Below are 21072 nucleotides of genomic sequence, written 5' to 3' on the forward strand. Positions count from 1 at the left end.
GATTATGAAAGGAAATGTGTTTATAAAACGGCCGGTGATGGCTATTTCCATCTCTGTCCTGATTCTGGCCATAGGGCTTATTTCGCTCTTCACGCTGCCGGTGGAGCAATATCCTGACATTGCGCCTCCAACGGTATATGTAACTGCCAGTTATACGGGTGCCGATGCCGAGGCAGTGATGAACAGTGTCATCATGCCACTGGAGGAGAGTATCAACGGTGTGGAAGACATGATGTATATCAGTTCCAGTGCTTCCAATGCAGGTCTGGCTATTATACAAGTTTATTTTAAGCAGGGCACAGACCCCGATATGGCGGCAGTCAACGTGCAAAACCGTGTGGCTAAAGCACAGGGATTGCTTCCGGCTGAAGTAACGAAAGTCGGCGTCAGCACAATGAAGCGGCAGACCAGCTTCTTGCAGATTGGCGCTTTGGTCTGCACGGACGGTCGATACGATCAGACGTTCCTTGCCAATTATCTGGACATCAATGTCATTCCCCAGATTAAACGTATCGAGGGAGTGGGAGACGTGATGGAGCTGGGCGATACATACAGTATGCGTATCTGGCTGAAACCGGAACGGATGGCGCAATACGGACTGGTTCCGTCGGACATTACCGCCATATTGGGTGAGCAGAACATCGAAGCTCCTACCGGTTCACTGGGCGAGAGTTCGAAGAATGTTTTCCAGTTTACAATGAAATATCGCGGACGCCTCAAAAGCGTGGAAGAATTCCGGAACACGGTTGTCCGTTCGCGGGAAGACGGTTCCATACTTCGCCTGCAAGATGTGGCAGAGGTGGAGTTGGGTACGATGACGTATAGTTTCCGCAGTGAAATGGACAGTCAGCCGGCCGTTCTTTATATGATATTCCAGACAGCTGGTTCCAATGCTACCGCTGTCAACAAAGAAATCACTGCGCAGATAGAGCGGATGGAGAAGAATCTGCCGGCAGGAACGGAGTTCGTCACGATGATGAGTTCCAATGACTTCCTTTTCGCTTCCATACACAACGTGGTGGAGACGCTGATTATCGCCATCATTCTAGTCATCCTCGTGGTCTATTTCTTCTTGCAGGATCTGAAGAGTACGCTGATTCCCTCCATCTCTATCATTGTGTCGTTGGTGGGTACGTTTGCCTGTCTGGTAGCTGCGGGCTTCAGTCTGAACATCCTGACACTGTTTGCGCTGGTGCTTGCCATCGGTACGGTGGTGGATGATGCCATTGTGGTGGTGGAAGCCGTGCAATCCAAGTTCGATGCCGGGTATAAGTCTCCTTACCTTGCCACGAAAGATGCAATGGGCGACGTGACGATGGCTATTGTCTCCTGTACCTGTGTATTTATGGCTGTGTTTATTCCTGTAACCTTCATGGGAGGTACTTCGGGTGTGTTCTATACACAATTCGGTATCACGATGGCAACTGCCGTAGGTATTTCGATGATTTCGGCTTTGACGCTCTGTCCCGCTTTGTGCGCCATCATGATGCGTCCGTCGGACGGAACGAAGAGTGCCAAGAGCATCAACGGACGGGTACGTGCAGCTTACAATGCTTCGTTCAATGCCGTATTGGGTAAATATAAGAGAGGTGTGATGTTCTTCATCCGCCATCGCTGGATGGTGTGGACTTCACTGGCTGTTGCCGTTGCCTTGTTGGTTTACCTGATGAGTACCACTAAAACGGGACTTGTGCCGCAGGAAGACCAGGGTGTCATTATGGTGAATGTCAGCATTTCACCGGGAAGCACGCTCGAAGAAACCACGAAAGTGATGGACCGCCTGGAAAATATCCTGAAAGATACGCCCGAAATAGAACACTATGCCCGCGTAGCAGGATACGGACTGATATCCGGTCAGGGAACTTCGTACGGTACGATGATTATCCGCCTGAAAGACTGGAGCGAACGAAAGGGCAAGGAGCATAGCTCGGATGCTGTGGTGTCCCGCCTCAACGGACAATTCCAGTCTATAAAGGAAGCACAGATATTCAGCTTCCAGCCTGCCATGATTCCGGGTTACGGTATGGGTAACTCCCTCGAACTGAACCTTCAGGACATGACGGGTGGAGAACTGGCTACGTTCTATGAGGCGGCTATACAGTTCCTCGGTGCTTTGAACGAGCGTCCGGAGGTAGCAATGGCGTATACATCGTATGCTATCAACTTCCCGCAGATATCGGTGGAAGTGGACGCTGCCAAATGTAAGCGTGCGGGAATTTCGCCGAGTGCGGTGCTCGATGCGGTGGGCAGTTATTGCGGTGGCGCGTATATCTCCAACTATAACCAGTATGGTAAAGTATATCGTGTGATGATGCAGGCTTCGCCTGAATATCGTCTCGACGAGCAGGCGCTGAATAATATGTTTGTACGCAATGGTACGCAGATGGCTCCGGTGAGCCAGTTCGTGACGCTGAAGCAAGTGCTGGGACCGGAAACGGCCAACCGTTTCAATCTTTACAGCACTATCACCGCCAATGTAAATCCTGCCGACGGTTACTCCTCCGGCGAGGTGCAGAAAGTGATTGAAGAAGTGGCTGCGCAGTCTTTGCCGGCAGGTTACGGATATGAATATGGTGGTATGGCACGCGAAGAAGCAAGTAGCGGCGGTGCGCAGACGGTTTTCATTTACGCCATCTGTATCTTCCTTATCTATCTGATTCTGGCCTGTCTTTACGAGAGTTTCCTCGTGCCGTTTGCCGTTATCTTCTCCGTGCCGTTCGGGCTGATGGGGTCGTTCCTTTTCGCCAAAATACTCGGGTTGGAGAATAATATCTATTTGCAGACAGGTGTGATTATGTTGATCGGTTTGCTGGCTAAGACGGCCATCCTGATTACGGAGTACGCCATAGAACGTCGTCGCAAGGGAATGGGTATTGTGGAGTCTGCCTACTCTGCCGCACAAGTCCGCTTGCGTCCTATCCTGATGACGGTGTTGACGATGATCTTCGGTATGCTTCCGCTGATGTTCTCCTCCGGTGCAGGTGCCAATGGTAACAGTTCGCTGGGTACGGGTGTTGTGGGCGGTATGGCAGTCGGGACACTGGCATTGCTCTTTGTCGTTCCGGTTTTCTACATCATCTTTGAGTTTTTGCAGGAGAAAATCCGCAAACCGATGGAAGAGGAACCAGATGTGCAGGTGCTTTTAGAGAAAGAAAAGAGTGAAGTTGAACGCGAACGTAAATAAATGAAAGAAAGAATGAAGAAGAATATCATCACATTAGTTGCCATCAGTCTGTCGTTGAGCGGTTGTGGCATTTATACCAAATACGAACCTGCCACTGTCGTTCCCGACGATCTTTACGGCGGGGAAGTGGTGACCGAAGACACTGCCGGTCTGGGTAATATGGACTGGCGGGAACTCTTCACCGATCCTTATCTGCAATCCCTCATCGAAGTGGGATTGCAGACCAATACCGATTATCAGTCCGCCCAGCTCCGTGTGGAAGAAGCACAGGCCGTACTGATGTCCGCCAAACTTGCTTTTCTGCCCGCTTTTGCTCTTGCTCCGCAGGGAACAGTGAGCAGTTTTGATACGCAGAAGGCTACGCAGGCTTATTCGTTGCCCGTTACTGCCAGTTGGGAGTTGGACGTTTTCGGGCGTATGCGCAACTCCAAGAAACAGGCGAAAGCACTTTATGCTCAAAGCGAAGATTACCGTCAGGCAGTCCGTACACAGTTGATAGCAGGTATAGCCAATACCTATTATACCCTGTTGATGCTGGACGAACAACTCGACATCTCCCGTCAGACGGAAGAGGCATGGAAAGAAACCGTTGCGTCTACCCGTGCATTGATGAATGCGGGACTGGCAAACGAATCGGCTGTGTCGCAGATGGAGGCGGCCTATTATCAGGTGCAGGGTTCGATCCTCGATTTGCAGCAGCAGATCAGTCAGGTGGAGAATAGTCTTGCCTTATTATTGGCGGAGACGCCACGCAACTATGAGCGCGGTATATTGGCAAAGCAACAGTTTCCTGCTGACTTCTCGATAGGGATTCCTGTCCGGATGCTTTCTTCCCGTCCGGACGTCCGCTCGGCAGAGCGGACGCTGGAAGCGGCGTTCTATGGCACCAATGCGGCACGTTCGGCTTTCTATCCTTCCATCACTTTGAGCGGGAGTGCCGGATGGACAAACTCCGCCGGGGCGATGATTATCAATCCGGGCAAGTTTCTCGCGTCGGCGGTAGGTTCGCTTACGCAGCCGCTCTTTAACAGAGGACAGGTGGTGGCACAATACCGCATTGCCCGTGCGCAACAGGAAGAAGCGGCGCTCGGTTTTCAGCAAACGTTGCTCAATGCCGGTAGTGAGGTGAATGATGCGTTGATTGCCTATCAAACCAGTCAGGGAAAAAGAATCTTGCTGGATAAACAGATCACTTCCCTGCAAACGGCTCTGCGAAGCACTACTCTGTTGATGGAGCATGGTAATACAACCTATCTGGAAGTGCTTACCTCCCGGCAGTCGTTGCTTAGTGCGCAACTGTCGCAGACGGCCAATCATTTTACTGAAATACAAAGTTTAATTAACCTATACCGTGCTTTAGGAGGAGGTCAGGAATAAACTGTATCATACTCTCTGTTTTCTAATTTAATGAAAGAAGGGCTGCCGGAGAAGTGATTCTGTGGCAGCCCGTTTGTTGGTCATATATGCCCAACACATTGAATCTATATGTCCAATACACACGGTATATATAGCTTGCAAGTAGCTGATAAACAGCGTTATTCTACCAGACTTTTCGCTCTTTCCAATGCTACGTTGATATTCGGGCAGATATTCTCTTTTCCCAGCAACTCGTAGAATCCGGCTTTTTCCAGTACATTATGCACGTTCTCGTTGACTCCCGAAAGAATAATGGTAGTCTTTTCCTTCTGCGACATTTCGCAGAGAGCAGTCAGGTTATGAATACCTGTGGAGTCGATAAACGGAACTTTGCGCATACGGATGATACGTACTTTCGGGCGGTCTCCCAGTTGTGTCATTGTTTCTTCAAACTTGGTAGCGATGCCGAAGAAATAAGGGCCGTTGATTTCGTATACCTCTATACCTTTGGGAATCATCAGGTTTTCTTCGTGTACGGTAATATCCGATTCTTTGTTCGGGTCAATCTCATCGGTAATCACCGAGATTTCGGTAGTCTCCATGACACGTTTCATAAAGAGGACGCAGGCAATCACCAATCCTACCTCGATAGCGACAGTCAGGTCGAAGATAACGGTCAGGAAGAACGTGATAAGCAGTACGGTAACGTCCGATTTCGGATTCTTCAGTAAAGCTCTGAATACACGCCATCCGCTCATGTTGTAAGATACGATGACCAGTACTCCGGCAAGGCATGCCATCGGGATATATTGTGCGAGTGGCATCAGGAAGAGCAGAATCAACAGTAATACTACTGCATGAATGATTCCGGCTATCGGTGTCTTACCTCCGTTGTTGATATTCGTCATGGTACGGGCGATAGCTCCGGTGGCAGGAATACCTCCGAACAGAGGAGCTATGATATTGGCAGCTCCCTGTGCAATCAGTTCTGTATTGGAATCGTGGCGGTCGCCTATCACACCGTCGGCTACCGTGGCAGACAGCAGCGACTCGATAGCTCCCAATACGGCAATGGTGATAGCCACCGGAAACAGTTCCCTGATAGCTTCCCAATCCAACGCAGGCACAACGGCATCGGGCAACTCCGATTTGATGGTGAAGCGGTCGCCGATTGTCTGGATGCAGTCGATCCCTCCGAAAGTTTTCATCAGGTAAACGGCTACCGTGACTACGATGATGGCAATCAGCGAGCCGGGAATTTTCTTTGAGAACTTCGGAGTGATGGCGATAATAATAATGCTGACAATACTAACGATGGTATTCCACCAGTTGATCGTGTCGAAGTGTCGGAAATAAATCAGCCACTTCCCGACGAAGTCTCCCGGCACTTTCTCGTCTCCGAAAGATAAACCGAAAATATCGGCAATCTGGGTCGTGAAAATAGTGACGGCGATACCGCTGGTAAATCCGACGATGATAGGATAAGGAATGAATTTGATGACAGCTCCCAGCTTGAACACTCCTAATAATACAAGGAGTACGCCCGCCATTAGCGTGGCTACAATCAGTCCGGCCTCGCCGTATTGTTGTATGATGCCATAGATAATGACGATAAATGCTCCCGTAGGACCGCCGATCTGGACTTTGCTGCCTCCCAACAGGGAAATGATGAATCCCGCAATGATAGCGGTGATAATACCTTTTTCGGGCGAAACTCCCGAAGCGATACCGAAAGCGATAGCCAGTGGAAGCGCTACGATACCTACGATGATGCCGGCCATCAGGTCCGCCATAAACGTTTCTTTCGAATAATTCTTTAGACAAGAAACCAGTTTGGGTTTAAATTCAAATAGCTTCATTTTTAGATGTTATTATACGTGTACTCTGTACTTTTTTGCAAAGTAGAGGTTGCAAAATTAGATAAAATAATCGAAATAAGTATGTTTTTGAACATACTATTTGTCTGTTGATAGATTTCATCAATGAGGTGATAGTTTTTATTCATTAAGAAAAGGTGGTTTATTGTGAACAAATCGTTTATATTTGCGTTATAAATAGTACGACAAGTTACGTTTGGTAATCAACCAATTTAAAATATATATAGAATTATGGCTAAGAGTATTAAAGGAACTCAAACAGAGAAAAATCTGTTGACTTCATTCGCAGGAGAATCACAGGCTAGAATGCGTTACACTTATTTCGCAAGTGCAGCTAAAAAAGAAGGCTACGAACAAATTGCGGCTATTTTCACTGAAACTGCCGATCAGGAAAAAGAACATGCAAAACGTATGTTTAAGTTCCTCGAAGGCGGTATGGTAGAAATCACTGCCAGCTATCCGGCCGGTGTAATTGGTAATACACTTGAAAATCTTCGCGCTGCCGCAGCGGGTGAACATGAAGAATGGTCACTGGATTATCCTCACTTTGCCGACGTGGCAGAACAGGAAGGTTTCCCGATGATTGCTGCTATGTACCGCAATATCTCCATCGCAGAAAAAGGTCACGAAGAAAGATATCTTGCCTTCGTAAATAACATCGAAAATATGACTGTATTCGCTAAAGAAGGCGAAGTGGTATGGCAATGCCGTAACTGCGGTTACATTGAAATCGGTAAGGAAGCTCCTGAAGTTTGCCCGGCATGTCTGCATCCACAGGCTTATTTCGAGGTGAAGAAGGAAAACTATTAATCTACGGATGAATTAGATAGAGGGGATATATCCATTAGGTATATCCTCTTTATATGTTACTATGGAAATCATATTATACGATTCAGAAATAAAAAGATTAAAACTCTCCAAGTTTCAAATGGATTATCTATCTTTGCTACAAATTGCAGTTGTATGTCATCAAGAAGAACTAATAAACTTGTAGTTCCCTTTGTAAAGTGGGTTGGAGGAAAGAGGCAGATACTTTCAGAAATTGAAAAGTATTTGCCTTCAAAATTTGCAACTTACTACGAGCCTTTTATTGGTGGAGGAGCGTTACTTTTTCATATACAGCCAAAAAATGCCATTATCAATGATTTTAATGCTGAATTAATAAACCTTTATACTGTAATAAAAGAAAATCCATTAGAACTGATAGCGGATTTGAAAAAACATAAAAATGAAGCAGACTATTTTTATGAGATTCGGAGTCTGGATAGAGATAGAGAGAAATTTTCGGCATTAACAAACATAGAAAGAGCTTCGCGAATTATATTTCTAAATAAAACTTGTTATAATGGTTTATTTCGAGTGAATAGCTCTGGGGAATTTAATACTCCTTTTGGTAGATATAAGAATCCTAATATAGTCAATGAGATAACTATAAAAGCTGTCTCCTTATATTTGAATAATTCCAATGTCTTAATAATGAATGGTGATTTCGAGGAGGCTTTACATAACGTTTCTAAAGGTGATTTCGTTTATCTCGATCCTCCTTATGATCCGTTATCAAACAGTTCTTCATTTACGGGATATACTCAGGGAGGATTTGATCGTACAGAACAAGAACGGTTGAGAAATGTTTGTGATTGGCTGCATGCAAAGAAGGCAAAGTTTCTCTTATCAAACTCATGTACTGATTTGATTCTTGATTTATATAAGAACTATAACATAACTGAAATAAAGGCCATTCGATCCATCAATTCAGATGCTGAAAAGAGGGGACAGGTCTCTGAAGTATTAATAAGAAATTATGAATAATGCAAGTAAGATAGACACTAATTGGACGAAAATTTTTAATAAATATCCTATTCTGCAAACTATAAAAGATGAAGGAAAGTATATTATAACAGCACAACAAATTAAAGAATTTTGGGAGCCTCGTTTGATGACTAAACACGATCATAGTGTCAATAGACCCCAGATATTTATAGATAATTCTTTGTCTATTTTGCCAATTACACGAGGAAGCTATATTATTGGTGCAATGGACTTGTATCATGATTTTGCATTATCTGATAGAGAGAAAGTCTTTGATAGTACAGATAGTATGCCTGTTTCTTCACCTGCATTTATTGAGTCTATTGATTTTAATAATATCACAAGTGAGGCTACGGCTATTAATAGCATATATGTTTCGGATATTCTCAGGGATTTCTTGAATGAACCGACCTTGTTGCCTACGGTAAATGGGCGAATGGGAGCTGGAAGTTTCTCATTTAGTGTCAATTGTTTGTCAGGTGAAGATACTTCTCTTTTAGTGGATGTAAGTAACTCACAGATAGAGATTGATGGAGGTTATGAAGGAACAAATTCTTTGTGTTTGATTGAAGCTAAAAGTTCTCTTTCTACAGATTTTTTGGTACGCCAACTTTACTATCCTTTTAGATTATGGACTAATAAGATAACTAAGCCTATCAGACCTGTATTTTTATTGTATAGTAATGGTACATATTATTTATTTGAATATGCTTTTGAAGAAATAGGTAATTATAATTCCTTAAAGAGAGTGCAATATAAAAAATATCGTATTGAGAACGATGTGATAACCTTACAGGATATACTTGAGATACCAAAGCGTATTCCAGTTGTCAAGGAACCGCAAATTCAATTCCCACAAGCAGATTCGTTGGAACGCATTATCAACCTTTGTGAAATTATGAATTCGGATAATAAAGCGTTTAATAAATATGGTATAGCAAAAATATATAGTTTTGATGAGCGCCAGTCAGATTATTATGCGAATGCAGGTGTTTATTTGGGTTTAATTCAGCGGTATAAAAAAGGGAGTATCTACAATTATAAACTATCGAATTTAGGGAAACAAATTTTTAAATTGCCATTGCGAAGCCGACATCTTCGGGTGGCAGAATTGATTCTTAGCCATAGTCCTTTTAGACAGACATTGAAGAGTTATATTGATAATGCTAATATCCCATCTAAAGAGGAGGTAATAGATATCATGAGGCATTGCGAACTTTACCGCATGTCTGAAAATTTATATTATCGCCGTTCCAGTACAGTGATTAGTTGGATAAATTGGGTACTTAATTTACGTACTGAATAAATTCGTATAATGCCCTTAAAATCATATTATAAATCATCGGATGGAGCATTTACTCTTTTACTTGGCGATTGTCGACAACTTTTGTCACAGTTTGATTTTCAATTTGATATGATTTTTGCTGATCCTCCTTATTTTCTTTCGAATGGAGGGATTTCTGTACAATCTGGTAAAATTGTTTGTGTAGATAAAGGAGATTGGGATCGTAGTTTTGGCAAAGAATCCATTGATAATTTTAATTATAAATGGATTGCTGATTGTCGTGACAAACTTAAAGATAATGGTACAATTTGGATATCAGGGACTTATCATAATATTTTTTCTGTAGCTAATCAGTTAACTGAACTTGGGTTTAAAATTCTTAACTGCATTACGTGGGTGAAAACTAACCCTCCTCCTAATATCTCGTGTCGTTATTTTACATACTCGGCAGAATACATTATTTGGGCTCGTAAAAATAATAATGTTTCTCATTATTATAATTATGATTTTATGAAAATGAGTAATGCTAATCATCAGATGACAGATGTTTGGAATTTGTCTGCTATTGAGGGATGGGAAAAGATACACGGTAAACATCCTACTCAAAAACCGATAAATTTATTAGCTAGGGTTATTGCAGCTAGTACTAGGCCTGGGGCATGGATATTAGATCCTTTTGCCGGTAGTAGTACTACTGGTGTCACGGCTAATCTTTTGAAACGTCGATTTCTTGGTATTGATATTGAACAAAAGTACCTTGAACTTAGTATTCTACGGAGAAAAGACTTGGATTTTCCTAAGGTTCGTGCAGATTTTCTTTCTAGGATTTACAGCATTAATGTTCATGCTATCTCTTTAGAAGATAAATAAAATTGAAGTAAAATACTTGAATTTACAATATTAGAAAAATAAATAGGATGGATAGTTCTTATATGGAAAAGGTACATTTACTGAATATCCCTGCTTAAAGATACAAAAAAGGCAACTGACTTGCAATGAGTTAGTTGCCTTAAATTTTCTTATTTTAGGAATATCCCTACCTATTTTTCGGATAGCCTTTTTTGTATTATCTATTGATTCCGGTAATCTTTGGGAGATACACCGTATTGCTTTAAAAACTCCCGATAGAAATAAGATTTATTAGAGAATCCACATTTAAACATAATCTCGGATACGGTCAACTTGGTTGTCCTTAATAACTTGGCTGCATATTCCAGTCTGATGCCTCGTACAAATTCACTCGGAGTCTTATCTATTATTTCTTTGAACTTCCGATATAAGGTAGCTTTGCTCACTCCTACAAATTCGGCAATAGAAGAAGGGCTTAATAACTCATCATCTATATTATTCTTTATGAAGTCTGTTACATTCTGTATTAACTCTTCGTCTTCCGGATGAAGAACAATCCCGTCTTTCACTTTCACAGAAGACATGCTGGAATTGAAATAGTCCTTTAAAAGCATTTGTCTCGACAGCAGATTCTCTATGGTGGATATCACCTGCCTCGGGTGAAATGGTTTGACGATATAAGCATCCGCACCATGGTTAAAGGCATTAATCTGGTCTTCTACAGAAGCCTTTGCCGATATTCCTATGATCGGAATATAACTTGTTTTCAAATCGGATTTCAATTTATTAATCAAGCTCAAGCCGTCCATATTGGGCATGACAATATCACTTATAATAATATCAGGATGATTATGTTCTATCTCTTTCAAAGCCTCCACGCCGTCTTTTGCTTCGTGTATCACATAATCAAAGAGGACATCTTTCAGCAGGTCTCTGATATTCTTTTCATCTTCCACTATCAGTATGACAGTATCTTTGCGAGGGGATAAGTGATCCTGCCCGTTCTTTTCTTTCTGCAACGAATCTTTTTCATCCGTTACAACAAGTGAATGATCGGATGGTAGAGAAGGAATCACGACTGAAAATTCAACACTTTTTCCCAGTTCACTATTTACACTTATCTGCCCGCCTAATAATTCAACCAGACTCTTGGTTAGATTTAAACCTATGCCATTGCTTACAGAGTTACCCAATTTGGGAGTATCAAATATCTTATACTTATCAAATATCTCTGCCATCTGTTGCTCGGTTAACCCCTTGCCGGAATTTCTTACGAGCAAGTATAAGGTTTTATCAGGCTCATTTTGTGATATTTCAACATGAATATATCCATAACGAGGAGTATATTTGAACGCATTCGACAGTAAATTGAATATAATTTTTTCCAAAGCATTGCGGTCGGAATAGATCTCTGACGTATCATGAGTCTCTACCTTGAAGTCTATTTTATTCTCTTTCAGGATATCCACATAATTGTTGGAAGCATATTCCATCAATGATTTTACGTTCACATTTTCAGGATGCAAATCCATATTGCTCGATTTAGTTTTACGAAACTCCATCAACTCACTAATCAGCTTCTGCATCCTTTCGGCATTATTCTTTATTATTTGGAGATATTTCTTTGTACTACCATCTACACCGTCCTGTTCCAACAAGTGCTGTGCAGGTGTATAAATCAAAGTTAGGGGGGTAAAGAATTCATGTGCCACATTGGTGAAGAAATTGAGCCGGGATTCATAAATCTTCTGTTCATGCCGTTTCTCTACCTGGGCTATAAGAACCTGGCGGCTTAACCGTATGCGATTTTTGATAACAGACTTTGTGATGTAGAAGATAATAATGCACAATATGGCATAGATAATCAATGCAGGAACACTAAGCCACCACGGATAACCTACTTTTATAGTTAAGCGATAAATGTTATTTCCCCATACTTTGTCGCCATTCGTGCTCTTCACTTCAAGCTGGTACTCACCCGGAGGAAGTTGGGTAAAGATAATATTCGGGTTATTACCCATCCCCACCCAATCATCCGAGTGGTTTTTCAAGCGATAAGCATATTCACAGTTTTCATTATTAATAAAGTCTTTGGCTATGAAATTGAAAGTCATGAATCTTTCTTCATAGCTAAGTTTTAACACTCCTTTTCTGATACGTTCATTAATGTCCTGTACCGTATTATATATCTTCAAACTACTTAATATAAGTGGAGGATTAAACTTGCGCAAATGTATATTTCGAGGATTGAAATAACTAAACCCGCTTACTCCTCCAAAGTACAAGAAATCACGATGATCCTTGAAGAAAGCTCCATCCGAGAATTCATCATTCTGCAATCCGTCATTCAAGGTATAATTATCTATTTTATTGTTTTTTACATTCAGGCTAGACAATCCCTGGTTGGTACTGATCCATATCTTTTCTTCGTGGTCTTTTAATATTCCATGAATTGTTTTATTATTCAATTTCTCGTCGGCATATTGTATCAGGCGAAAATCATTCTCCTCCTTTTTCAATTCGTTCAGTCCATAACTTGTTCCTATCCATATATTGGCATCATCACGCAGTAAGCACAATACATCATTATTGGTCAGTAAAATCCGACTGTCCATATCCTCCAATGATTTTATGCTGTTATCTTTCATGTTGATACAGTTCAAGCCTCCGCCACGTGTGCCAAACCATAACATATTGTTTTCCGGATCGGATGTAATGGCATAAACAACATCGTTATTCAATGAGATATTCTTATCCGACGAATTATATTGCCTGAATCCTTTAACGTGATAACGACCTTGCTCTCTGGAAATATTTATTTTGATTAAACCATATCCTGATGTTCCCACCCATAAAAGAGAATCATTGTTCGTAAAATAAATGTTGTACACAGCCTTGAAAGGCGGGTATTTGTCAGGTATCTCTAGCTTTTCCAATCGTCCCGTAGCAGCATTCAATATATTGATTCCGGTTCCTTCCGTTCCGATAAAAATGTCATTCGCTTTATTTCTCCTCAAGGCATAGACAGAATTGGAAATCAATCCTTTACTCTCATTCAGATAATCTGTCAATTCTTTCGTTGCAGGATTCAACAGTTTTATTCCGCTTCCTTTTGTTCCTATCAGAATATTACCATCTTCATCTTCACAAAAACATCTCACAGGGTGACTGGTGTGAACGGTTTCAAATAAAGAGTCGTAATGATAAAGTTGAATTAATCCTTGTCCGTCCGTTCCTATCCACAATATGTTCTGACTACCGGAATAAAGAGTGAAGACTGATAACTGACTGGATAGTTCGTTCAGGTAGGTAAAAGTATTCTTTTTTAAATCATAATGAATACATCCCCCTTCTATAAAGCTGACGTACATCTTGTTCTCTGCTAAAATAACCTGCGATACAGGTTTGCTACTATCCAGCTCAATGCATTGGGAAACTGTAAAGTCGGGATTTAAAAGGAAAAGTTTGTTGTCTTTGTTTAAGATAAATCTGTCTTTCGACAGAAATATCTTATCTACAGGCGTCTGTATGTCGACTGTGCGTAAATCACTCTGTTTTCCTCCGTTAACGAGTAGATTGTAAGTCAGATGCACGGTATTTCCATTATTTAAAAGGAAAAGCATACGATCGGAATCACTCACGGAATAATCCTTTATATGACTTGCAAAGTCTGTGTTAATCGGATTAAACTCATCTTCAGAATCATTGTAGACAAAGAACCCCAGCCCCTTTATGAGGCAGATAATATCTCCTGCCGCACTCTTTCCTAAAATAAAAGACTTTTCCTGATTGGGTACTTTATTATCTGTTCTTAAATAATACCTTGTTATCTGACGGGTTCGTTTATCTAACCGATTGATTCCATTATCTGTTGCTATCCATAAACTGCCCTTACATTCGATAATCTGGCGGATAACGTTATTACTTATAGAATTCGGATTGTTTTTGCTATATCTGAATGTCGTAATTTCTCTTCCATTATATGCATTCAGTCCATCCCATGTCCCAATCCAGATTGTATGTTCTGCATCTTCCAAAATACAGTTTACTGAATTATTTGTCAGTCCGTTAACATTTGATATGTGTTTTGCCACATTAAAAGCATAAGACTTTGTGGAAGTGACAAATGCAATAATCAGAATAAAAAATAATTGTGCGTATAAGATGTTTCTCATGTAAATGAATGTTATTTATACGGTTAGGATAATAGCAAATATAAGGAATTTATTTTATTCCGCGCATATTTTCATCGGTAACGGAGGACTTATACAATTGTGGAATAGTCAAAATTACAAACGATAATCTACGATTTCACCGTCAACAATCAATTTACCATGTTTCTTTGTCTTTTTAGCGGAAGCAGGAATACAAACAATAGTTACGGCATTGTCCGGGTTCAGGATAATGCTTGTTTCGCCGGTACAATTTTTCTTTATGTATTTTTTGGATACCAGATCGTACAAGTCCGTCGGTTCCGTAAAGTGTTGATTCAAAGTTACCTCTTTGGCTTCAAAATAAGGATTGAATAAAAGATAAGTAGGATATTTTCTTGTGGAATAAAAGTCTGTGGCATTACAATCCAATTGAAGAATACATTCCACATTAGTAGTATCTACAATAGAGGCTAGCATACCCACCCAGGCCGAGCCATACAAGCAAATATCTGTAGCTGAAGACATGGTTTTTACTTGATCCCCAATAGCATAGGGACCCTCATCGGACAATAATCCCTGGAACGGTTCAAAGTGATTGCCATGATACAAATCCTTCCTCAATCCTTCATAACAAATGACGTGTTGAGGATCACCTTCCCAGATAGAACTTGACTGACGGTTGCGGGGGTGCTCGTCTGCATAAAATAAGCGGCAGGCGTTTGCCAGGTTCAGCATCCACTTGCCTATTGTGGAAGCATAAGCCGGGTTGTATTTTACAATTGGGACAAGTGCGGCAGCTTGTGAAAAGGTGTTCATGGCAAAAGCATATTGTTCATCCTTTTTTTGTCCTACCAATCCGTGTACGTCGTATTTGTTCCAACGCTCACACATCACTCCCCATCCGTCACGGTCTGAATTATTACCGTCGAAGCACCAGTTCAGCATTTTCAGCTCATCATAAGCAGTTCCAAGTTCTGCATTCATGCGCACTGCCAGATAAGCCCCATAGGGCATCATTATCTCATAGAAAGTACCTTCTTTCTGGGGACGGTTTTGCAAGAATGCCATGCATTGGCGTGTAGCATTCAGATACTTTTTATCTCCGTATTTAATCCAGGAGATGTATTGCAACCAAGCAAGTCCTGCGGCTGCATCCGGTTCACGCCATACTTTATTATGGTACCCTTTACGGTTCTTAAAGTTGAAGGCGGTGAAGTTGAAGTCCGGATATTCTCTACCTTCACTCAGGTCCTGGATAGCAGTATACCAATTGTCGACAGTGATCTTCATCGGCTCCTGCATCTCTGTTTTTTGAGGATATAAATCTACTAGCATCGAATAAGCCATTGCCGGCCATATTTCATACCAGAAACTTTCTCCGGCTTTCCTGTCGAGTCCGTTCAATATAAGATTGGTTCCATTCTTCTTGTTGAAGAATTGTCGTATCATTGATACATAATCTTTTCCGTCATCATTGCTTTTGTCTACTCCTATCAGACTTGCACTAATGAGTGATCCCATAGTGGGAAGAGACTCATAAGAGTTTCCTCCTAAACGTCTTTTATCTACGTAGCTTGGAAGTCCGAAAGTGCGGAATGGAAAGTTTACTTGAGAGTCGTCCCACCAGATAAGAGGTAAGTTCTGTCCTTTGGCGTTGAAATCGTAAAATAGTTTATCCTGCTTCGTAGTTATATCTTTCCAGTTTTTCATTTTATAGGGGAAAGGTATATTGGGCATATACTGTACTAAGCGGATCTCTTTTTGTTCTATCGGCTTTTGTGCCGGCAGGTTGTTGAGAAAGAAAAAACCTGCTACGAGAAATAATAATGTCTTTTTCATGGTCAGTTGGTTGTTAAAAAAGGGCGGATTATAAAATCCGCCCCCTCATTTTATTCATATTAAAAACCCGGATTTTGGGAAAGAATATTGTTGCTCTTATCCCTTTCACCTTGCGGTATCGGAAACAGATAATCTCTGTCGTCCCTAAAATTGGCACCTTTCGATGTATTATATTTGGTTGCATAAGCACGCATAACGGTTCCGAAACGTTTTTGTCTCATCAGGTCATCCCGTCTCCATCCTTCCATTGCCAATTCACAACGACGTTCCTTCCAGATGATTTCTTTCAGGCGCTCTTGGTCGGTTTCTGTTATGTCGGGCAGTGTATTAGTTGTTGTAGCAGGAATATACGCCTGTTGATCTCTTCTCGGATCTATCGGATTAGTTTTGCGGGCTCTTTCTCTTACATCATTCAGGTAAGGAAGTGCAAGCCCTGGTTTTCCATTTTCGTTTAATACTTCGGCATACATCAAGAGAACATCGGAATAACGGATCAAACGAATGTTGTAACTAATCATCCAGACGTCGAAACCAGTTTTTTCTACTGCTGGCACAGTCATCTTGTAATCATGATAACCGCTTGGAGATTCAGCATTGTCCTGCGCTTCAGTATCACCTTTATATCTATCACCAGTTTGTGTGAATACATAAGTAATACGTGGGTCATCTGCGTCAAAGGCATCATGGAGATCTTGGGTCGGTACGTGAAATCCATATCCCTGATAACCGGAGATGCGTCTGCTTGTGAAGAAGTGAGGGACATTGGTACCTGTGGCTATGTTTTTGTCATATACTTTGTTGGCAATCTCAAATACTGATTCCGAACTGTTTTCATATTCAGTGCGCCAGTTCATGCCGTAATCACTCAACAACGCATAGTCTTTGTCCACTTCAATAATATCATGAAGTACCGTTTCGGCAGAGGTAAAATCACCTTTGAACATATATGTTTTAGCAAGCATTGTTTTTGCAAAGCCGCGTGTTACACGATAAGCATCATCTTCAGAGTAATCTCCTTTTGCAGGAAGTGCGGAGGCATCGGTTAAATCATTCACAATACATTCATATACCTTCTCCAATGGGGAGCGGGGTATTTGCAGTATTTCAGCGGGTTGCATCGGCGTAGTGATTAGAGGCACTTCTCCGAATGTAGTGACCAGACAATAGTACCCGAATGCTCTCAATGCTTTTGCCTCGTTTGCATAACGTTTCAATAGTTCTTCGTTTCCTATTGCATCAGGAGCATAATAAATCACATCGTTACAGCGATTGATTAATCTGTACAGAATCTCCCAACGACGTCCTACTTCACCATTGGTTGTGTAGATCGTAAAGTCGGACAAGTCGCGTACTTCGGCACGGTCACCGTCATTTCCTCCTCCTTTTAGAGCATCATCAGTGCTGCAATCACCCACAAAATAATGATTTAATGCATATTCATTCCAAGTTGTACGTAATTGAAGATAAGCTCCTGTCAAGGCTTGTTCAATATCGCTTTCCTTCTGATAATAATTATCGCTTGTGGTTTTACCATAACTTGGTTCGTCGAGAGAGCAGCTATACAACCCCACTCCGGCAAGAGCCCAGCATATTATAAATAATATTTTTCTCATAATGTAATGTCTTTTTAGCTAGATTTAAAATTGCAAATTAACTCCAAAAGTGAATGTACGTGAAGACGGATAACGTGTAGTATCCACTCCCATATCCAATGGGTTATTGATACCCAGTTCCGGATCAAGTCCGGAATAACCGGTTAAAGTAAATATATTCTGACCGCTCACATAGAATCTACAACTTGAAAACAGTTTGCTCTTCTGGCAAATGTGACTCGGCAGTGTATAACCTATTTGCATATTCTGCAAACGCAGGTAAGAACCGTTCTCCACATAGAAAGAAGAACCTCTCATATTATTGTTAGAGTCAGAGTTGGTTATGCGTGGATATACAGCATCCAAATCCCCGTCTTTTGTCCATGCTTTTGTGTAAGCATCCGCCAACGCATTCTGGCGTCCTGCTGAAGCAAGGCTTCCTTTAGCAACGTTCCAGATGTCATTTCCAATAGTTCCCTGGAATGCCATACTTACATCAAAGTTCTTATAACTGAATCCTAAGTTGAAACCATAAATGAGGTCCGGATTAGGATCACCGATAAAAGTACGGTCATCATCATCATTCAATTCGCCTGATTCTCCTAATTTGGCAAACTTAAAATCACCCGGTTGTGCATTAGGCTGAATCTTGGTACCATTCTTATCCACATAATTGTCTATCTCTTCCTGATTCTGGAATATTCCTATTTGTTTGTACCCCCAGAAACGTCCGATAGGACCTCCTACATACGTACGGCTAGTATTTCCACTCAAATATTCCGATGTAAGTTTGGTTACCTCTGTCTTATAAGTAGACATGTTCAGCCCTACATTGTAATTAAAGTCTTTTCCTATCTGGTTACGGTAGTTGACTACTATTTCAAAACCGGTATTCTTCAAGTCTCCCGCATTAAAGAAGGGGCTGTTAGGGAAGGCGCCAAAAGAAGGAATAGGCATATTCAGCAACATGTCACTTGTTTTCTTTACATAAAAGTCCATACTTACATCAAGGCTGTTTTTAAAGAAAGACATATCTAAACCGACATTGGTTTGCTGGCTGGTTTCCCATTTAATATCTGCATTTCCCACATAAGTCGGAACGTAACCTTGTGAGTACCCGTTTCCAAAGTACCATTGATTTTCATTATTGGTACCAATCAACGTAAGAGGTGCGTCTCTGTCGATTCGTTGGTTACCATTCTGTCCCCAACCTACACGCAGTTTTAAATTGGAAATTGTATTTTCAATGTTCAGGTTCTTAAAGAATTCTTCATTGCTCACTCTCCAACCTAATGAGACTGATGGGAAATAGCCCCAACGGTTACGTTTGGCAAATCTTGAAGAACCGTCGGCACGGAAATTGACTGTAGCAAGGTATCTATCATCATATACATAGTTGATACGTCCCAGGTATGACAACATAGAAGATGTTTCTTTACCTCCCGAGGTGTTATCTCCGGCTGTTTGTGCATCAAGTATCTGATAGATTTCATCGTTACCTAAAGCCTTTCTCTTAAATGCATTAATGCCTTCGCTGCTGTTCTTCTCATAAGTCATGGCAACCATTGCATCCAGTTTATGCCTGCCTATTGTCGTGTTGTAGTTAAGGCGTTGTTCCACTTGATAATTAGAAGTAACAGCGCTATTATTATTCAATTGAGTTTCTTTATTATATTTACTTTCCTGATTCGCTAAGTTATCTTCCGAAAAAGTAGACGAATAGACAGGGCGGAAGTCTTTGAAAGTATCATGGTATCTTTCGAAGCTATACTGTACCCGATAGCTCAATCCTTTATACAATTTGATTTGGGCAAACACATTACCAAATACATTGAATATGTCATTGTATCTATTAGGAAGTTCGAGCATGGCTACCGGATTAGGGTCGTAAGACCACTCGGTAGGCGCATATTTGTTATATTCGTAATTTTCAGAAGACGGATCTACCAACGGGCTGATAACAGGGGTAAAAGGATCAGCTTTTTGAATGAAATCGAATGAAGGAATTGCTCCTGCGTCACGTTTTCTTATCTTTGCCAGATTGACATTGGCGCCAACAGTGATAAATTTGTTAATATCATATTCAAGATTCGCTTTAAGTGAAAGTCTCTTGAATTCAGTAGTGATGATTGCACCCTGATCGTCTACATATCCTAAACTTAAAGAAGATCTCGAATTATCTGTCCCCTTACGGATGCTTAGATTATAGTTCTGGTTGAAAGCTGTACGGGTTACTTCATTCCACCAGTTGGTATTATAACCTTTCTGATACTGATTGGTAAACTTATCCTTCATTGAGTTTTGAAAGCTTGCATCATTTTCATACGCTTTCATGATGAAGTTGTAGTATTGGTCGCTGTTCATCATGTTCAATGCTTTATAACTGTTTTTTACACCTACATAAGCATCCAATGTTACAGTCGTTTCACCTTTCACCCCTCCCTTGGTAGTAATGAGGATTACTCCATTAGAACCTCTCGAACCATAGATAGCGCAGGCTGAAGCATCTTTTAATACTTCCATACGTTCAATATCAGATGGATTCAGGCTGCTGATGTTATCCATGAACTGTCCATCAACCACGTACAATGGGTTGTTGTCATTGACGGTCCCTAAACCTCTCACGCGGATCACTGCATCCGATCCTGGCTGGCCGGAACTGGCGGCAACAAATACGCCGGCTGCCTTACCTGTAAGTAGTTCGGATGCATTGGATACTGCATAGTTCTTAATATCCTTACTACTTATAGAAGCCAAAGCACCGGTAAGGTCACTCTTTCTTTGAGTACCGTAACCAATAACTACAACCTCATCCAATTCATTATCGGACACTAGATTTACATTGTACGTTCCGCTATTTGTTACGTTTACAATTTCTGTTTTAAAACCTACATACGAGAATGAAACTTTATTTGACGATACTTTTAATGTATATTTACCGTCAAAATCAGTGATAGTACCATTGGTCGTTCCCACTTCAAGAACAGAAACTCCAATTAAAGCCTCTCCGGTATTACTGTCGTATACCACACCCGAAATACTCTTGGTTTGCTGTGCAAAGACATTTGTGCAAACAGCAAGAATAAGAATGAATAATAAATGCTTACTCATAGTTTATACACTTAGA

Annotated in this window: 11 protein-coding genes; 6 read left to right on the top strand and 5 right to left on the bottom strand. The window is 41.3% G+C overall.

Annotation, left to right across the window (positions count from 1 at the left end):
- Nucleotides 1-4 precede the first annotated feature (4 nt).
- Both Bovatus_RS15830 and Bovatus_RS15835 read left to right on the top strand, forming a co-directional pair.
- On the top strand, nucleotides 5-3184 hold the full coding sequence (locus tag Bovatus_RS15830) for an efflux RND transporter permease subunit (protein WP_004298800.1): 3180 nt from the start codon (nucleotides 5-7) through the stop codon (nucleotides 3182-3184).
- A gap of 12 nt (nucleotides 3185-3196) precedes the next feature.
- Nucleotides 3197-4561 carry an efflux transporter outer membrane subunit gene (locus tag Bovatus_RS15835; RefSeq protein ID WP_052587944.1) on the top strand — a complete coding sequence of 455 codons (1365 nt, stop codon included), beginning with the start codon at nucleotides 3197-3199 and terminating at the stop codon, nucleotides 4559-4561.
- A 158-nt stretch (nucleotides 4562-4719) separates the two neighbouring features.
- Here Bovatus_RS15835 and Bovatus_RS15840 read toward each other — a convergent pair whose 3' ends face one another.
- Complete coding sequence (locus Bovatus_RS15840; RefSeq protein ID WP_004298804.1) at nucleotides 4720-6399, bottom strand: SulP family inorganic anion transporter; 1680 nt, start codon at nucleotides 6397-6399, stop codon at nucleotides 4720-4722.
- A 249-nt stretch (nucleotides 6400-6648) separates the two neighbouring features.
- On the opposite strand from Bovatus_RS15840, the gene rbr reads away from it, so the two are divergent.
- From rbr to Bovatus_RS15860, 4 genes are all read left to right on the top strand, one after another.
- Complete coding sequence (rbr, locus tag Bovatus_RS15845) at nucleotides 6649-7227, top strand: rubrerythrin (protein WP_004298806.1); 579 nt, start codon at nucleotides 6649-6651, stop codon at nucleotides 7225-7227.
- A 153-nt stretch (nucleotides 7228-7380) separates the two neighbouring features.
- Nucleotides 7381-8226, top strand: coding sequence for a DNA adenine methylase (locus Bovatus_RS15850; protein WP_004298811.1), 846 nt, complete (start codon nucleotides 7381-7383; stop codon nucleotides 8224-8226).
- Nucleotides 8219-9532 carry a type II restriction enzyme gene (locus Bovatus_RS15855; RefSeq protein ID WP_004298814.1) on the top strand — a complete coding sequence of 438 codons (1314 nt, stop codon included), beginning with the start codon at nucleotides 8219-8221 and terminating at the stop codon, nucleotides 9530-9532. The genes Bovatus_RS15850 and Bovatus_RS15855 overlap by 8 nt, the downstream gene beginning before the upstream one ends.
- 9 nt (nucleotides 9533-9541) lie before the next feature.
- Nucleotides 9542-10381 (top strand): DNA-methyltransferase, encoded by an 840-nt coding sequence (locus Bovatus_RS15860; protein ID WP_004298816.1) that lies wholly within the window; start codon nucleotides 9542-9544, stop codon nucleotides 10379-10381.
- A 200-nt stretch (nucleotides 10382-10581) separates the two neighbouring features.
- Here the strand turns inward: Bovatus_RS15860 and Bovatus_RS15865 are convergent, their stop codons facing one another.
- From Bovatus_RS15865 to Bovatus_RS15880, 4 genes are all read right to left on the bottom strand, one after another.
- Nucleotides 10582-14535, bottom strand: a complete 3954-nt coding sequence (locus Bovatus_RS15865) for a hybrid sensor histidine kinase/response regulator transcription factor (protein WP_004298818.1) — start codon at nucleotides 14533-14535, stop codon at nucleotides 10582-10584.
- A gap of 114 nt (nucleotides 14536-14649) precedes the next feature.
- A complete protein-coding gene (locus tag Bovatus_RS15870; protein WP_004298820.1) occupies nucleotides 14650-16353 on the bottom strand; it encodes a hypothetical protein in 1704 nt (567 codons plus the stop codon).
- Between the two features lie 59 nt (nucleotides 16354-16412).
- Nucleotides 16413-17966 carry a RagB/SusD family nutrient uptake outer membrane protein gene (locus tag Bovatus_RS15875; protein ID WP_004298823.1) on the bottom strand — a complete coding sequence of 518 codons (1554 nt, stop codon included), beginning with the start codon at nucleotides 17964-17966 and terminating at the stop codon, nucleotides 16413-16415.
- Between the two features lie 24 nt (nucleotides 17967-17990).
- A complete protein-coding gene (locus Bovatus_RS15880) occupies nucleotides 17991-21056 on the bottom strand; it encodes a SusC/RagA family TonB-linked outer membrane protein (protein ID WP_004298825.1) in 3066 nt (1021 codons plus the stop codon).
- Nucleotides 21057-21072: the final 16 nt, after the last annotated feature.

The organism is Bacteroides ovatus (genome assembly GCF_001314995.1).
GTDB lineage: Bacteria > Bacteroidota > Bacteroidia > Bacteroidales > Bacteroidaceae > Bacteroides > Bacteroides ovatus.

Coding starts and splice junctions, on each gene's coding strand:
- Bovatus_RS15875 (WP_004298823.1), bottom strand. CDS start 17,966: ATGAGAAAAATATTATTTATAATATGCTGGGCTCTTGCCGGAGTGGGG.
- Bovatus_RS15880 (WP_004298825.1), bottom strand. CDS start 21,056: ATGAGTAAGCATTTATTATTCATTCTTATTCTTGCTGTTTGCACAAAT.
- Bovatus_RS15850 (WP_004298811.1), top strand. CDS start 7,381: ATGTCATCAAGAAGAACTAATAAACTTGTAGTTCCCTTTGTAAAGTGG.
- Bovatus_RS15860 (WP_004298816.1), top strand. CDS start 9,542: ATGCCCTTAAAATCATATTATAAATCATCGGATGGAGCATTTACTCTT.
- Bovatus_RS15840 (WP_004298804.1), bottom strand. CDS start 6,399: ATGAAGCTATTTGAATTTAAACCCAAACTGGTTTCTTGTCTAAAGAAT.
- Bovatus_RS15870 (WP_004298820.1), bottom strand. CDS start 16,353: ATGAAAAAGACATTATTATTTCTCGTAGCAGGTTTTTTCTTTCTCAAC.
- Bovatus_RS15835 (WP_052587944.1), top strand. CDS start 3,197: ATGAAGAAGAATATCATCACATTAGTTGCCATCAGTCTGTCGTTGAGC.
- Bovatus_RS15865 (WP_004298818.1), bottom strand. CDS start 14,535: ATGAGAAACATCTTATACGCACAATTATTTTTTATTCTGATTATTGCA.
- Bovatus_RS15855 (WP_004298814.1), top strand. CDS start 8,219: ATGAATAATGCAAGTAAGATAGACACTAATTGGACGAAAATTTTTAAT.
- rbr (WP_004298806.1), top strand. CDS start 6,649: ATGGCTAAGAGTATTAAAGGAACTCAAACAGAGAAAAATCTGTTGACT.
- Bovatus_RS15830 (WP_004298800.1), top strand. CDS start 5: ATGAAAGGAAATGTGTTTATAAAACGGCCGGTGATGGCTATTTCCATC.